The organism is Maritimibacter sp. DP1N21-5 (assembly GCF_019218295.1).
Lineage (GTDB): Bacteria > Pseudomonadota > Alphaproteobacteria > Rhodobacterales > Rhodobacteraceae > Maritimibacter.
The window spans coordinates 1-14447 of the sequence record NZ_JAHUZF010000005.1; the positions used below are offsets into that span (position 1 = coordinate 1).

The 14447-nt window shown below is 63.6% G+C and carries 15 protein-coding genes; 5 read left to right on the top strand and 10 right to left on the bottom strand.

Annotated elements, in window-relative coordinates; translation table 11 throughout:
• Positions 1-433 precede the first annotated feature (433 nt).
• From msrQ to clpB, 7 genes are all read right to left on the bottom strand, one after another.
• Positions 434-1072, bottom strand: a complete 639-nt coding sequence (gene msrQ, locus KJP29_RS07335; RefSeq protein ID WP_218462944.1) for a protein-methionine-sulfoxide reductase heme-binding subunit MsrQ — start codon at positions 1070-1072, stop codon at positions 434-436.
• Positions 1073-1086: 14 nt separating this feature from the next.
• Positions 1087-1983, bottom strand: a complete 897-nt coding sequence (msrP, locus tag KJP29_RS07340) for a protein-methionine-sulfoxide reductase catalytic subunit MsrP (RefSeq protein ID WP_218462945.1) — start codon at positions 1981-1983, stop codon at positions 1087-1089.
• Between the two features lie 65 nt (positions 1984-2048).
• Entirely contained in the window at positions 2049-3542 is a 1494-nt protein-coding gene (locus tag KJP29_RS07345) for an FMN-binding glutamate synthase family protein (RefSeq protein WP_218462946.1), read from the bottom strand.
• An 80-nt stretch (positions 3543-3622) separates the two neighbouring features.
• Complete coding sequence (locus KJP29_RS07350; RefSeq protein WP_218462947.1) at positions 3623-4072, bottom strand: DUF962 domain-containing protein; 450 nt, start codon at positions 4070-4072, stop codon at positions 3623-3625.
• A 63-nt stretch (positions 4073-4135) separates the two neighbouring features.
• Positions 4136-4792 carry a TetR/AcrR family transcriptional regulator gene (locus KJP29_RS07355; protein WP_218462948.1) on the bottom strand — a complete coding sequence of 219 codons (657 nt, stop codon included), beginning with the start codon at positions 4790-4792 and terminating at the stop codon, positions 4136-4138.
• Positions 4789-5907 carry a hypothetical protein gene (locus KJP29_RS07360; protein WP_218462949.1) on the bottom strand — a complete coding sequence of 373 codons (1119 nt, stop codon included), beginning with the start codon at positions 5905-5907 and terminating at the stop codon, positions 4789-4791. The genes KJP29_RS07355 and KJP29_RS07360 overlap by 4 nt, the downstream gene beginning before the upstream one ends.
• 139 nt (positions 5908-6046) lie before the next feature.
• A complete protein-coding gene (clpB, locus tag KJP29_RS07365) occupies positions 6047-8662 on the bottom strand; it encodes an ATP-dependent chaperone ClpB (protein ID WP_218462950.1) in 2616 nt (871 codons plus the stop codon).
• A 233-nt stretch (positions 8663-8895) separates the two neighbouring features.
• Here clpB and KJP29_RS07370 point away from each other — a divergent pair, with 233 nt between their 5' ends.
• From KJP29_RS07370 to KJP29_RS07385, 4 genes are read left to right on the top strand one after another with little or no spacing between them, the layout of a single operon-like run.
• The gene (locus tag KJP29_RS07370; protein ID WP_218462951.1) at positions 8896-9186 is read left to right on the top strand and encodes a hypothetical protein; all 291 of its coding nucleotides are present in this window, start codon (positions 8896-8898) and stop codon (positions 9184-9186) included.
• Between the two features lie 39 nt (positions 9187-9225).
• Positions 9226-9921, top strand: coding sequence for a phosphatidylethanolamine N-methyltransferase family protein (locus KJP29_RS07375; RefSeq protein WP_218462952.1), 696 nt, complete (start codon positions 9226-9228; stop codon positions 9919-9921).
• A gap of 60 nt (positions 9922-9981) precedes the next feature.
• Positions 9982-10689 carry an orotidine-5'-phosphate decarboxylase gene (gene pyrF / locus KJP29_RS07380; RefSeq protein WP_218462953.1) on the top strand — a complete coding sequence of 236 codons (708 nt, stop codon included), beginning with the start codon at positions 9982-9984 and terminating at the stop codon, positions 10687-10689.
• 57 nt (positions 10690-10746) lie between these two features.
• Entirely contained in the window at positions 10747-11505 is a 759-nt protein-coding gene (locus tag KJP29_RS07385) for a hypothetical protein (protein ID WP_218462954.1), read from the top strand.
• A gap of 29 nt (positions 11506-11534) precedes the next feature.
• Here KJP29_RS07385 and KJP29_RS07390 read toward each other — a convergent pair whose 3' ends face one another.
• Together KJP29_RS07390 and KJP29_RS07395 are read right to left on the bottom strand one after the other, a co-directional pair.
• On the bottom strand, positions 11535-11810 hold the full coding sequence (locus KJP29_RS07390) for an NfeD family protein (protein ID WP_218462955.1): 276 nt from the start codon (positions 11808-11810) through the stop codon (positions 11535-11537).
• Positions 11807-12700, bottom strand: coding sequence for an SPFH domain-containing protein (locus KJP29_RS07395; RefSeq protein WP_218462956.1), 894 nt, complete (start codon positions 12698-12700; stop codon positions 11807-11809). The genes KJP29_RS07390 and KJP29_RS07395 overlap by 4 nt, the downstream gene beginning before the upstream one ends.
• Positions 12701-12827: 127 nt before the next feature.
• Between KJP29_RS07395 and KJP29_RS07400 the strand changes: the two genes are divergently transcribed.
• Entirely contained in the window at positions 12828-13790 is a 963-nt protein-coding gene (locus KJP29_RS07400; RefSeq protein ID WP_370630848.1) for a VOC family protein, read from the top strand.
• Here KJP29_RS07400 and KJP29_RS07405 read toward each other — a convergent pair.
• Entirely contained in the window at positions 13787-14434 is a 648-nt protein-coding gene (locus tag KJP29_RS07405; RefSeq protein ID WP_218462991.1) for an RluA family pseudouridine synthase, read from the bottom strand. The two genes, KJP29_RS07400 and KJP29_RS07405, sit on opposite strands and share 4 nt — an antisense overlap.
• Positions 14435-14447 lie beyond the last annotated feature (13 nt).

The following is a 14447-nucleotide window of genomic DNA, read 5'->3' on the forward strand; positions in this document are numbered from 1 at the left end:
ATATGAACCAAACCGCCCACATATCTCTTCAGATACCAGCAATGTCAAAGAGCGTAGAAACAAAACCAGACCAGTGCGCCCTAAACTCACGGCGCGCCCGCCTAATCCTGCCTCTGTTTTTTGCTTCAAGGCCTGCGAGAGCGTCGCTCCGTGGTTCCTTTCGGCGTACCGTCGTGCGCCTCAGCGCCGCCGGTGAGGGGGTATTTACGAATTGGGGCCGGGGTTCGCAAGAGCTTTTTTCCAGAAAGTCGCATTTTTTTGCCAGTACCAACCAAAGCATTGTTTTTCAACGCTTTTTTGATAATTCGCCGCCGGATGTATCCCGCTCACCCTTGTTCACGTGGGGCGCTAACAGTGAGTTAGACGCGTTATCCCGGGGATATCCACAGAAAACGGGGCCCAAGGGCCCCGTCTGGTCTGATTCAATGCCGAGTCACGTCGCTTCGCGGGGAATCGTTTGCCCGGATCGCGCCCGTCTGCGCCACAGGAACGGAAGTCGAAGACCCAGGAGCAGGACGATTCCCAGCAGATAGAGGACGGGCTCCAGCTGAATGCCCTTGCGCAGCATGAAGAAATGCACGCCGCCCAGGATGATCGCCGGATAGAAGAGCTTGTGCACGGTCTTCCACGACTTCCTGAGCTTGCGCATCGACCAGTCGTTCGAGGTGACCGCCAAGGGGATCAGCAGCACGAAGGCCCCCATGCCGATGGTGATATAGGGCCGCTTCACGATGTCGGCCCAGATCTGGCTCCAGATCTGCACATCGAGAAAGAGCCAGACCGCGAGGTGGCAGACGATATAGAAGAAGCCGACCAGCCCCATCGCCCGGCGAAACTTCACCAGGTTGATGCGAGTCAGTTTGAACAGCGGTGTGACGGCCAGCGTGGCCAGAAGCACTTGAAGGCCCAGAAGGCCGATCTGATGTTCCATCTCTTTCACGGGGTCGACGCCGAGGTTGCCGGCGACTCCCTGGTAGAAGAGCCACGCAGGCGGAACGGCCCCTATGATATAGAGAGGCCACGCGGGCACCCTGCGCAGCGCCCCGTTCACGGTGCGGGCGAACTCTGTCATACGCGGACCGGGCATCAGTAGAACTTCGACAGGTCCATGCCTTCGTAAAGGCCCGCCACTTCATCGTAGCCGTTGAACATGAGCGTCTCCTGCCGGCTAGCAAAGATGCCCGCGCCGATCACGCGCTCGGTGGCCTGCGACCAGCGTGGGTGATCGACGGTTGGGTTCACATTGCTATAAAAGCCATACTCCCGCGCGTTCGCCTTTTCCCATGTGGTCGGCGGCTGATCCTCGACCAGCGTGATCTTGACGATCGACTTGATCGACTTGAAGCCATACTTCCACGGCACGACGAGCCGGATCGGCGCACCGTTCTGTTTCGGCATGGGTTCTCCGTAGATGCCCGTCGCCATGATCGTGAGCGGGTGCATCGCCTCGTCGAGGCGCAGCCCCTCGACATAGGGCCATTCGACGACGGGGAAACGGACGCCGGGCATCTCCTCGGGACGATAGGCGGTCTCGAAGGCCACGTATTTGGCACCGGACTGCACGCCGACCTTTTCCAGAAGCTGGTTCAGCTCGAACCCGTTCCACGGAATGACCATCGACCAGGCCTCGACACAGCGGAAACGGTAGATGCGTTCCTCGATCGTCATGCCGTCGGTCAGGTCGGCGAAGGAATAGGTGCCGGGATTGTCGACCAGCCCGCCCACTTCGACCGACCAGGGGTCGGTGGTGAGCATATGGGCATGTTCGGCCGGGTCTTCCTTGCCGGTGCCGAATTCATAGAAATTGTTGTAGTTCGTGATTTCTTCGAGCGTGTTCGGCTCCAGCCCCTGATCCTGCGCCAGCGCGGGGCGGATCATCGACGTGGTGGCGAGCCCTGCGGCACCTGCAAAGATCTGACGGCGGTTGAGCCAGAGCGACTTCGGCGTCACGTCGTCACGTGTGTAGAAAGGTTTGTATCCCATTGCGTTCCTCCAATCCTTTGCGCGCATCTAACAGCAGGAACGAGTCGAAACCCAATAAAGGTGCATCACGATACGGCGCGGGAGCTGTAACTCGGATAAATCTCGTTCATCGGGATGGATCGCCCGTCCGCCTGCACGATCCGCACATGCCGCCTCCGCATCTGGCGCGGCTCGGCCACGCCCACGCTGTGCGCGATGGTTTCGACCTCGTGAATCATGGCGGTGGCGAACTTGGCGACCTTCACCGCCTTGTCGGTCGGGTCAAGTCCACGCTGAAGATGCGGGTCGTGCGTGGTGACGCCCGTGGGGCAGGTGTTCTTGTTGCACTTGAGCGCCTGGATGCAGCCGAGCGAGAACATGAAGCCACGTGCCGAGACCACGAAATCGGCGCCGGCACAGATCGCCCAGGCCACATCCGACGGGTTCACCATCTTTCCGCTCGCGATCATGCGGATGCGGTTGGTCAGCCCCCGCTGGTCGCGCAGGTCAACGATCCGGGGCAGCGCCTCGCGGATGGGCATGCCGACCAGGTCCATGAGCGGCATGGGCGCGGCCCCGGTGCCGCCCTCGCCTCCGTCGATGCTGATGAAATCGGGGGCCGAGTCAGGCCCGCGCCGCATGATGACGTCGAAGAGATCCGAGAAGGGATCGACCATGCCGACGACGGTCTTGATCCCCACGGGCTTGCCAGTCACCTCGCGGATATGGGCGATGACGTCGAGCAGGTCTTCCCAGTCGTCGATCTCTTCATGGCGGTTGGGGCTTTCGCTCGCGGTGTGAACGGGGATCCCCCGGATCTCGGCGATCTCTTCATTGACCTTAGCAGCGGGGAGAATGCCGCCCTTGCCAGGCTTCGCCCCCTGCGCGAGCTTGATCTCGAACATCTTCACTTCCGGGCGCGCGGCCACGTCGCGCAGCCGGTCGTCCGAGAGCTTGCCTTCCGCATCGCGCACGCCGTATTTCGCGGTGCCGATCTGATAGACCACGTCGCAGCCACCTTCGAGGTGGAAGGGCGACATGCCGCCCTCGCCGGTGTTGAGCCAGACATTCGCCTGTTTCGCGCCCATCGACAGCGCCCGGACGGCGGGACGAGACAGCGCGCCATAGGACATGCCGGAGATATTGAAGAACGACGGCGCATCATAGGGGTGGCGGGCGGTGGGGCCGATGCGCAGGGGCATCGTCTTGGCATACTGGAACCCGAGCGGGGGGAAGGCGGCATTGGCGAAGATCGTCGTGCCGGGCACACTGATGTTGCGGGTCGAGCCGAAAGCAATGGTGTTGTCCTTGCCGTCGGCTGCCCGATAGACCCAGTCGCGCTGAGCCCTGTTGAAGGGCATCTCCTCGCGGTCCATGGCGAAGAAGTATTGCCGGAAGAATTCGCCCAGATTGGTGAAGAGCGACCGGAACCGGCCGATCACCGGGTAATTGCGGCGCACCGCGTCTCGCGTCTGGATCCGGTCGACAAGATAAAGCACAAGCGCGGCGAGAAGGGCGAAGCCGATCAACAGCAGGAAGGCCAGCGAAAGATACTCGAGTACCCAGAAGGTCGTGCTCATGATGTCTCCGTCGTCATGTCTGCCGCCTGCCCGGACCTTGCATCAGGGGCGCGAAGGGGCACAAGCCGAAAGCCGTTCCCCTAGTAGGCAAGGCCCGCGCGACGATAAAGGAAACTCAGGAGCCACGCAGGACCGATCAGGAGGAATTGAACGTCCTTGAAGAACGATGGTTTCTTGCCCTCGACCTTGTGACCCCAGAACTGCCCGATCCAGGCCAGCACGAAAAGCACGAGCGCCGTGGCCCACAGCGGCAGGGGCGACGCGGCGAGCGCGAGCTGGATGAGCGCCCAGCAGATACCGAGCACGATGGCAAATCCGATGGCGAGCGGCACCGAAAGCAGCGCGTAATAAACGAGCGCGGCGATGGCGACGGGCCAGAGGAGGTTCACCCCGGCAACCGGCGGGATCGCGTAGATCAGCGCCACGACGCACCAGAATATGACCGGCACGCAGATCCAGTGCACCCGCTTGTTCGTCGGGTTCTGATGGCTCTCGCCATATTCGATCAAGAGCGCGTCGATTTTCCGCATATGCCGTCCTCCCTGTCCGTCACGGTAATCCGGGAGTGTCCAACCGCAAAGCCTTCCGATACGTCAGCGCAGGAGCAGCGCCGCGCCGATTCCCTGAAAAACCACGGTCAGGATGAAATCCAGCTCGTCCTCGTCGGACCAGTCCCGGTCGCGCGCGACGACCGAAGAATGCAGGAAGTAGCCGCCGACGAGCGACGCCACGGTGCGTATGAAGCGTTCCTTCTGGGCTGGCGTCTCGGCGCCGACCATCGCGATGACCTCGCCAAGCTGGACGAAGAATGGGCCGATCTCGCCCGCCAGCATATCGCGGAGGTCGTCATTGACGAGCACTTCCTGCATCACGATCCGAACGAGCGGCGCATAGAGCCGCATCCAGTGCAGCCGGGTGAGCAGGGCCTCGCGAATGAACTGACGCGGATCGCCAGGTCGGTGGGTGAGGAAAGTCTCGGCCTGATGCGCAGCCTCCGGTGCAAGTACGTGCCGCACGACCGGTTTCGTCAGCCGCAACAGGAAATCCCGCTTGGTCGGAAAGTGCCGGAAGATCGTCGCCTCGCCGATCCCGGCTTTCTGGGCGATCATCTTGGTCGAGGTGCCGTCGAACCCGTATTGGGCAAAGCATTCCAAGGCGGCGAGGATCGCAAGGCGCTTTTTCGGCGCCATGCGACCTTCTTCTTTCTCGACCGCGATGACCACGGCCTCGTAGGGATGTGTTTCGGTCATGCCGCCTGTGTCGTCTCATCCGCCTTGCTGGCACGCCCCGGCAGCGCCGCGCGCAGCCAGATCAGTGCAAGTCCGAGGATGGCGAAGATACCGACGAGCACAAGCGGATAGGGCAGCGCGATCCCGTGCACGGCACCCCGATAGGCCGCACCGACCGCTTCAAGACCGATCCAGCCGGTGAGCGTGCCGAGCCAATCGGGCGCGGCACCGGCGGGCATCATTACGCCGCCGATGGCCGACTGATAGAAGACGAGCGGAAGGATCACAGCGATCATCCACAGTCCGACGGTCGACAGAACGCCTGTGAAGAACCACGTGAGCGCCAGCGTCGTCGGCCAGACCACGAGCCATGCGGGCAGGAACGTGCCCCATCCAACCGTCGCGCCAACGATGAGCGCCAGGAGGAGCGAGGCGGCGCCCGTGATCACGACGGGGAGCATCGTGCGAGTCCAAGCGACGGAGCCCCGATCCGGGCGTCCGCGCGTTGCGAGCGTCAACATGATGGACCCGACGAAGGCTGCGAGCCAGGTCGTATAGAGCATGGCAAAGGGTGCCTGTGCCGCGGCAGCGGGCTCATCGGTGCCAAGCCGCGTGACCTCGGCCACGACGGGCATCGCGCCGGTGGGCATCTGGCCTTGCGCCATGGCGAGCTTCATGCTCGCGACACCGGCCGACATGGCGATGGGCAACATCCGTTCGAGCGATCCGGCCATCTGCGTCTCGGCCACGGTCACATGAGGCGCGGTAAAGATCTCGACCCTGACCTGCTCTCCGGCAAAGGCCTTGGCCGAAAAATCGGACGGGAAAACGAGGACGACACTCACGTCACCGGCCTCAAGCGCTACCCGCGCCGCATCGGTCGTCTCCATGGAAACGACCGTGAAAGGCAACTCGCCACCCAGTCCCGCCAGCATCCGTTCCGAGATTTTGATCGGCGGCATCGTCAGCCCCTCGTCCTGATTTACGACGGCGAGCTTGATTTCGGGCGCGAGCCGGGCGGGGTCCATCGGTGCGGTGAGGGTAAAAACCGAGAAGATGAGCATGATCGCCGAGGGCACGATCAGCGCGGGGACAGCCAAGGGGCGGGCAAAGAATTTTTGCAGGAAGCTTGACATGATGCGCTCCGGGTCAGGGGTGCGAGTATTCACTCGCATCGTATAGGAGTGTTTACTCGCTTTTCTCGACTCCTGTCAATCGCGCAAAGGAAAAGGGCGGGGTCTCCCCCGCCCTTCTGTACCGCCTGCGCCCGCCGTGTCAGTGCACGACAGCATCATCAGGCTTGGGGTTATTCGAGTTTCCCACCCGATCCCCAATGAGCAGCCCATCCGGTCCCGCCGTCACCGGCACCACCGACCCGTCGAGCACGTCACCCGACAGAATCGCCTCTGCGAGCGGGTCTTGCAGCGCCTTCTGGATCACGCGCTTCAATGGACGCGCGCCATAGACCGGGTCATAGCCCTGATCGGCCAGCCATTTGCGCGCCTCTGCATCCAGCGACAGCGTGATGTTGCGCTTGGCCAGCCGCTTGGCGAGCCCCGCCATCTGGATGTCCACGATCCCGTCCATATTCGCCCGGTTGAGCCGGTCGAACACGATGATCTCGTCCAGACGGTTCAGGAACTCGGGCCGGAAATGGGCGCGCACCGCATCCATCACGTCCCGCTTGGCCTGGGCCGCGTCTGCGTTCTCGGGCAGTTGGCTCAGCGCCTGCGCCCCGAGGTTGGAGGTCAGGACGATCAGGGTCTGCTTGAAGTCGACCCTGTGCCCCTGACCATCGGTGAGCACACCGTCGTCCAGCACCTGAAGGAGCACGTTGAACACGTCCGGATGTGCCTTTTCAACCTCGTCGAAGAGGATCACCTGATAGGGACGCCGCCGCACGGCTTCGGTCAACACGCCGCCCTCGTCATAGCCGACATAGCCCGGAGGGGCACCGATCAGCCGCGCCACGGAGTGTTTCTCCATGAACTCCGACATGTCGATCCGCACCATCGCGCTGTCGTCGTCGAAGAGGAACTCGGCGACCGCCTTGGTCAGCTCGGTCTTACCCACGCCGGTCGGACCCAAGAACAGGAACGACCCAAGCGGACGGTTCTCGTCATTGAGACCCGCGCGCGCCCGGCGCACCGAATTAGCCACGGCCCGCACCGCCTGATCCTGGCCGATGACCCGCTTGTGCAGGCCCTCTTCCATACGGAGAAGCTTGTCGCGCTCGCCTTCCAGCATCTTCGACGTCGGGATCCCCGTCCAGCGTTCGACCACCTGCGCGATCTGTTCGGGGCGCACGGCTTCTTCGACCAACACGTCGTCATCCTGGCTTTCCGCCTCGGACAACTTGCGCTCGAGCTCAGGGATGATCCCGTAGGACAGTTCTCCCGCACGGGCGAGGTTGCCCTCGCGTTTCGCCCCGTCCAGCTCGGCGCGCGCCCGATCAAGTTGTTCCTTGATGTCCCGCGCCCCTTCGAGCTTGTCCCGCTCCGCCTGCCATTTGGCCGTCATGCTCGCGGATTTCTCCTGAAGCTCCGACAGTTCGGTTTCAAGCTTGGCGAGCCGGTCCTTGGAGGCGGCGTCGTCCTCTTTCTTGAGCGCCTCGGCCTCGATCTGAAGCTGGAGGATGTTGCGGTCGAGTTGGTCGAGTTCCTCGGGCTTCGAGTCGACTTCCATGCGCAGACGCGACGCCGCCTCATCGACAAGGTCGATGGCCTTGTCGGGCAGGAAGCGGTCGGTGATATAACGATGCGACAGGGTCGCCGCCGCCACGAGGGCGGAGTCACTGATCCGCACGCCGTGGTGCAATTCGTATTTCTCCTTGATGCCCCGCAGGATCGAAATCGTATCCTCCACCGTCGGCTCCTCGACCATCACGGGCTGGAACCGGCGGGCAAGGGCCGCGTCCTTCTCAACATACTTGCGGTATTCGTCGAGCGTCGTCGCGCCCACACAGTGCAACTCGCCCCGCGCCAGCGCCGGCTTGATGAGGTTGGCCGCATCCATCGCGCCATCCGTCTTGCCGGCGCCCACGAGCGTGTGCATCTCGTCGATGAAGAGGATGATCTCGCCCGCCGCGTCCGTCACCTCGTTCAGCACGGACTTCAGGCGTTCCTCGAACTCGCCGCGATACTTCGCCCCGGCGATGAGCGCACCCATGTCGAGCGCGAGAAGCTTCTTGTTCTTCAGGCTCTCCGGCACGTCGCCGTTCACGATACGCAGGGCAAGCCCCTCGGCAATCGCGGTCTTGCCCACGCCGGGTTCGCCGATCAGGACCGGGTTGTTCTTGGTCCGGCGCGAAAGCACCTGCATGGCACGGCGAATTTCCTCGTCCCGACCGATGATCGGGTCGATCTTGCCTGCCTCGGCCGCCTCGGTCAGGTCGCGGGCATACTTTTTCAACGCCTCATAGCTGTCCTCGGCCGACGCGCTGTCTGCCGTGCGCCCCTTGCGCAGATCGTTGATCGCAGCGTTGAGCTTCTGGGCCGTGACGGCCCCCGCCTCCAGCGCGTCCTTCGCGTTGGATTTCGTCAGCGCGAGCGCGGTCAGCATCCGTTCCACCGGAACGAAGCTGTCGCCGGCTTTCTTCGCGACCTTCTCGGCCTCGTCGAGCACGCGGCCCAGCGCGGGGTCGAGGTAGACCTGACCCGCGTCTCCCGTGACGCGCGGAATTTTCGCGATCCAGCCGTCGGTGGCCTCGGCCACGCGCCGGGGTTCCCCGCCCGCCGTGCGGATGAGGTTCGCGGCCATACCTTCGGGATCGTCGAGCAGCGCCTTGAGCAGGTGCTCCGGCGCGATTTTCTGGTGGTTTTCACGCATTGCGATGGTCTGGGCAGCCTGAATGAAGCCGCGCGACCGTTCCGTGAACTTCTCCAAGTTCATGGGTCTCTCCTTCCATAAAGCATCCCCTTGTCGCGGTGCCCGCCCTTGCGGCACACCCCATGGGGCCTTGGGCTAGAGATGGGGTGGCGCGCGACCCTGCGCAAGTCCGCTCCGTGTGAAAATTGCAACAGGTTTAAGGCATTCGGATTCACCCTTCGGCAACCGTTCCTGAACCGAAAATTCACCTCTCTGCGGCACCGTCCCCGAAACGAACAGACGGAAAGGATCGTGCCATGAAGGTGTCCGACATCGACATTCGGGAACTGCGCCACGAAGCGCGGTTCGGCCGCTTTCTCGGCAGCGTTTCGATGCTGATCGACAGACCCGGGCAGGCGCCCCGGCGCGTGGTGTTCATCTGCCAGGCGCACAGGGCCGAAGACGCGCCGTCCTCTCTCATCACCTACGATCTTGTTACCCATGCGATTGATCAGGCGCGCGCGATGCCCGGCTTTCGTCACGGTGAGGAACAGATCGACATGGATGTCGGTGCGCGGGTGTCGACGGTTCCGATCCGCGCCGCCTGAGACGCATGGAGAAACCGGCGCAGCGTGCTAGGCTTGGCTATGGCCACATTGGACGAGATACGGGAGAAGACGACCGTCGGGCAACTGTTCGAAGGACAGGCGCAGCATCTTCTGCTCCTCGTCCTGCTGCTGGTCGCGGCGACGTGCCTCCTGACCGAGCCCCCGGAGCCTCCGCGCCTTCTGGGGTTGACGGCGCGGGGCTGGGCGCTGACCTCCATCGCCGTCGCCGTGGTGCATCAGGCCGTGGTGGCGGTGGTGTTCCGGCTGCAACTCCACCACGCGACGCTGTCCCGTCTGTTCGGCCAGAACGACCTTGCCATCTGGACTGCCGTCTTCATGCCCTTCCTCGTCCTGCGTCCCGTCACGCTCTTCTTCACGGGTTGGGCGGACCCGATCCCGATCACCGGATACCGGTTGTCGGAGATCATCATCGGCACGGCGCTGCTGGTGCCCGCGATCTGGGGTATGCATTCGACGCTCACGCAATTCACGCTCCGCCGCGCCGTCGGCGGGGACCATTTTCGCGAAAGCATCCGCGCGCTTCCGCCGGTGAAGGGGGGTATTTTCGATTACACCGACAACGGGATGTATGGCGTCGTCTTCCTTGGTCTCTGGGGCATCGCGCTCCTGTTGGGGTCGTGGAACGCCCTCGTCGTCGCGGCCTTCCAGCACGCCTTTATCTGGGTGCATTTCTACACGGTCGAACAGCCTGACATGCGGCGGCTTTACGGCTGAGCGCCGCTTGATTTTCCCCGCCCGTCGCGCAAAGAGGGGAAAATCCTGAAAGGACCTGCCATGACCGATGTTATGATGCCTGCGGACGATCGTCTGATCGTCGCGCTCGACGTGCCCAACGCCATTGCCGGGCTGGAACTGGCAACCCGCATCGGCGACGCTGCCCGTTTCTACAAGATCGGGCTGGAGATGCTGATGGGCGGTGGCCTCGCGCTCGCCCGCGAGCTCATGGACGAGCACGGCAAGCGCATCTTCCTCGACATGAAACTCTTCGACATCGGCAACACGATCGAGGGCGCGGTGCGCGGACTGGCGGACTATGGCCTCGATTTTCTCACCGTCCACGGCGACCCCTATGTCGTGCGCGCAGCGCAAGAAGGCAAAGGCGGCTCGGACCTCAAGATCCTGGCCGTGACGATCCTGACCTCGCTCGACCGCGCCGACCTCGATGGCGCGATGATCAAGCCCGGCGACATCGCCGATCTTGTGGTCGAACGCGCGGCCAAGGCGCTTGCTGCCGGGGCCGACGGCGTCATCGCCTCGCCGCATGAGGCCGCCGCCATTCGCGCGCTGCCCGAGGCGCAGGGCAAGCTCATCGTCACCCCCGGCGTGCGCCCCGCCGGTGCCGCGCTTGGCGACCAGAAACGGGTGATGACACCGCATGACGCGCTGGCCGCCGGGGCCGATCACATCGTCGTCGGGCGCCCGGTCAACAAGGCCGCCGATCCCCGCCGCGCCGCGCAGGCGATCCTGTCGGAATTGCCGTAACCACCTGTCGGCCGCCCGTGTTACCCTTCGTCCATCAAACGACGGGAGAGTGCAGGCATGAACGACGCGGCAGGCAAGGAATTCCGAGGCAAGATCCAGGAGGTCCAGAACGATCTAGTCCTCGAATACCTGAACGTGCGACGGGCGCTCGGCTATCTCGGGTTCGGGCTGCCCGTGGTCCTGATCCTCTATGGCGCGTTGCCCGGCACCACCTTCGCCCCTTCGATCAGCGAGTTCTACTATACCCACATGGGCGGTGTCTTCGTCGGTGTCATGTGCGCGATCGGGGTCTTCCTCTTCACCTACAAGGGCTATCGCCGCGAACCCGGTGAAGTGCTGTCGGACAAGGTCCTGTCGCGCATCGCCGGCCTGCTGGCCATCGGGGTCGCGATCTTCCCTGTCCGGGTCGAGGCCCCCGCGCTCTGCGACGATCCCGGGATCAACCTTGGTCTGGAATGCCACCCGAACCTGCTCCACTTCGGCTCGGCCACCGGGTTCTTCCTGGCGCTCGCGATCCTGTGCATCTTCCAGTTCACCAAGGGCGACCGTCACGCGGACGGGTCGATCAGATGGACGCCCGACAACCTCATCTACGTGGGATGCGGCACGCTGATGATCCTCTGTCTCCTCGCACTCGTGCCCTACGTGCTCATCGACCAGGTGACCGAGACGCTCGCGCCGTGGAAATACATGTTCGTGATGGAAAGCCTCGCCTGCGTCGCCTTCGCGGTCGCCTGGCTGGTCAAGGGCGAGACCTTGAAGCCGGTGCGACGCGCGGTCGAAACCGTCGCGCCGTCACCGTCTTCGGAGGTCTAGTCCTCGTTGATGTCACCTGAAAGAGGACGTCAGTCCTCGTTTATGTCCCGGTGAAAGGTCTGCACCTGCCCTTTGCGCACCCCGAATGCCGCGCGCAGGATCACCCAGGCGGCGACGGAAACCACCGCAAAGATCACCAGCGACCATGCCAGCGAAAAGCCAAGGCCCAATGCGACGAGGACACCCACGACCGCCGCGCCCAGCGCGAAGCCGACAAAGATGAAGCCGGGCAGGAACAGCTCGAGGATGGCGAGGACCAGCGCCGCCGCGATCCACGCCCACCAGATGTCCCAAAGCGGCATCATCCTCGCCCTTTCAGCATGCTGAAGGCGTTCTTGAAGGCGTCCACCGCGTCGGCGGGCAGGAGGATCGTCTGGCTGCCTTGACCGTCGCCGACCTTGGCCAACGCCTCCACCTGTTTCAGCGCCACCTGGTATTGCGCGGCCTCCAGCCCGTTCTCGGCGATCGCCGTGGCCACGACCTGCGTCGCATAGGCTTCGGCATCCGCCTGGATGCGCCGCGCCTTGGCGGTCTGTTCGGCGGCATAGAGGTCGGCGTCGGCCTGGAGCTCCACCGCCCGCTTGCGCCCTTCGGCCTCAGTCACCTGCGCGCGGCGCGCGCGTTCGGCATTGAGCTGCTGGAGCATCGCGGACCGGGTCTGCTGGTCGAGGTTCACGTCGAGGATCTCGGCCCGCGTCACCTCGATCCCCCAATTATCGACGGCGTCCTCCACCTGCTGCTTGATCCGCTGGATCAGCTGTTGACGGTTGGACTGCACATCGTCGAGGTCCATCATCCCGATCTCGCTCCGCACGATGCCGGCGACCGTGGTGGAGATCGCCGCGTCGATGTCACGGATGCGGTAGACCGTCTTTTCGGGCTCGAGGATGCGGTAGAATACGCTGGTTTCGACCTGCACGAGGACGTTGTCGCGGGTGATCGCGTCCTGTGAATGGGTCGGAAGCTGGCGCTCGAGGATGGAAATCCGGTGCCGGACCCTGTCGAGGAAGGGGATGATGAAGTTGATCCCCGGCCCGAGCACCGATTGCAGGCGCCCGAAGCGCTCGACGACGAATTTCTCGGACTGCGGCACGATCCGCACGCCCAGAAAGATCGAAACGATGATGAAGGCTGCAATAAGCAGCAGAACGACATTCGAGCCAATGAACTCGGAGAAAACGTCCTCGGGTTGCACGCGCGGCACCCTCCCTTTGAAATACTGTCCGCGTCATAGATAAGACGGTTTCCGGTTCAACCCAAGAGCGCATCGCGCCGGGTGATCCCTTCCTGCGTCCCAGAAACGACAGGAGCTTTGCGCCGTCGTGAAACATGTCGTAGTCTCACTTATGGAACGCAAGAAGGACGACCCGATGATCCCCCATATCCGCGGGCTCCACCATGTCACCGCTTTCGCCGGTCCCCCTCAGACCAACAACCGCTTTTTCACGGAGACGCTCGGGCTCAGGCGGGTGAAGACGACGGTGAACTTCGACAACCCCGAGGTCTATCACCTCTACTACGGCGACGCCGAAGGAACGCCGGGCACGGTCATCACCCATTTCCCGGCTCATCATTGGAAGACCGGGGTGCGCGGCGCCGGCGAGGTGGCGGTCACCGCCTTTTCGGTGCCCAAAGGGTCGCTCGACTGGTGGCAGAGCCGGGTGGGGGGCGAGGTGACCTCGACCTTCAATGATCCGAGGCTTCTCTTTCCCGGCCCCGACGGCGAAACGCTGGCGGTCGTCGAAGCCGACGATCCCCGGCGTGGCTGGATCACATTGCCCGAGGACGTGGCGATCCGCGGGTTTCACTCCGTCGCGCTCAAGGTGCGCGACCCGCTGCCCACGATCGAGTTGCTCTCGGCAATGGGATATCGGGAGCTAGGAGTCGAAGGGCGCACGACTCGGATGATCATGGACGGCCCTGCCGGGGTGATCGACGTGATCGGCGCTGCCGAGGAAATCCACGCCGACTCCGGCGCCGGGTCGGTCCACCATATCGCCTTCGCCACGCCCGACGATGCGACTCAGGCCGAGGTGCGCGATGCCGTCGTGGAGATGGGACTGAAGCCGACCGAAGTGCGCGACCGCACCTATTTCCATTCGATCTATTTCCGCGAACCGGGCGGTGTGCTCTTTGAGGTGGCGACCTGCGACATCGGGTTCGATGTGGACGAGGCCCCGACCGCGCTGGGCGAGCACCTGAAACTGCCCGACCAGCACGCCCACCTGCGCCCGCGCCTGTTGCAGACGCTCGATCCGCTGCCGGATCTGGATTTGGCCGGCTAGAACGGCACTTTGGACTTGTAACTCTGCATCACGCCGCCGTCCGGGTGACGGAAGCGAAGGCTTTCGGCATGGAGCATCATGCGCGGGTAATCGAGCGCAGGACCAGAGGCATAGAAGGGATCGCCAAGGATCGGGTGCCCCAGTTCCAGCATGTGAACGCGCAGCTGGTGCGACCGCCCCGTTTGCGGGAAAAGCCGCATCCGGGTCGTCCCGCCTTCGTGCCGCATCACGCGCCAATCCGTGACGGCGGGCTTGCCGTTCTCATGGTCGACGTGCTGGAGCGGCCGGTTCGGCCAGTCCACGATCAACGGCAGGTGGATGGTCCCGGCCTCGCCCTCGACCTCGCCCCAGACCCGCGCGACATAGGTCTTCTTCGTCTGCCGCTTCTCGAACTGAAGCCCGAGGTGGCGTTGCGCATGCGGGGTCAGGGCAAAGACCATCACGCCGGAGGTGTCGCGGTCCAGCCGGTGCACGAGAAGCGCCATGGGATAGGCCGCCTGAAGCCGGGCAATCAGGCAATCCGCCAGATGCTCGCCCTTGCCGGGGACCGACAGAAGCCCCGCCGGCTTGTCCACGACGATGACCTCGTGATCCTCGTGCAGGATCACCAGCGGGTCGGTCGGCGGGGAATAGGCGTTGTCCATGCGGCGCATGTGG

Coding starts and splice junctions, on each gene's coding strand:
- KJP29_RS07405 (WP_218462991.1), bottom strand. CDS start 14,434: ATGGACAACGCCTATTCCCCGCCGACCGACCCGCTGGTGATCCTGCAC.
- pyrF (WP_218462953.1), top strand. CDS start 9,982: ATGACCGATGTTATGATGCCTGCGGACGATCGTCTGATCGTCGCGCTC.
- KJP29_RS07385 (WP_218462954.1), top strand. CDS start 10,747: ATGAACGACGCGGCAGGCAAGGAATTCCGAGGCAAGATCCAGGAGGTC.
- msrQ (WP_218462944.1), bottom strand. CDS start 1,072: ATGACAGAGTTCGCCCGCACCGTGAACGGGGCGCTGCGCAGGGTGCCC.
- KJP29_RS07345 (WP_218462946.1), bottom strand. CDS start 3,542: ATGAGCACGACCTTCTGGGTACTCGAGTATCTTTCGCTGGCCTTCCTG.
- clpB (WP_218462950.1), bottom strand. CDS start 8,662: ATGAACTTGGAGAAGTTCACGGAACGGTCGCGCGGCTTCATTCAGGCT.
- KJP29_RS07355 (WP_218462948.1), bottom strand. CDS start 4,792: ATGACCGAAACACATCCCTACGAGGCCGTGGTCATCGCGGTCGAGAAA.
- KJP29_RS07350 (WP_218462947.1), bottom strand. CDS start 4,072: ATGCGGAAAATCGACGCGCTCTTGATCGAATATGGCGAGAGCCATCAG.
- KJP29_RS07390 (WP_218462955.1), bottom strand. CDS start 11,810: ATGATGCCGCTTTGGGACATCTGGTGGGCGTGGATCGCGGCGGCGCTG.
- KJP29_RS07370 (WP_218462951.1), top strand. CDS start 8,896: ATGAAGGTGTCCGACATCGACATTCGGGAACTGCGCCACGAAGCGCGG.
- msrP (WP_218462945.1), bottom strand. CDS start 1,983: ATGGGATACAAACCTTTCTACACACGTGACGACGTGACGCCGAAGTCG.
- KJP29_RS07360 (WP_218462949.1), bottom strand. CDS start 5,907: ATGTCAAGCTTCCTGCAAAAATTCTTTGCCCGCCCCTTGGCTGTCCCC.
- KJP29_RS07375 (WP_218462952.1), top strand. CDS start 9,226: ATGGCCACATTGGACGAGATACGGGAGAAGACGACCGTCGGGCAACTG.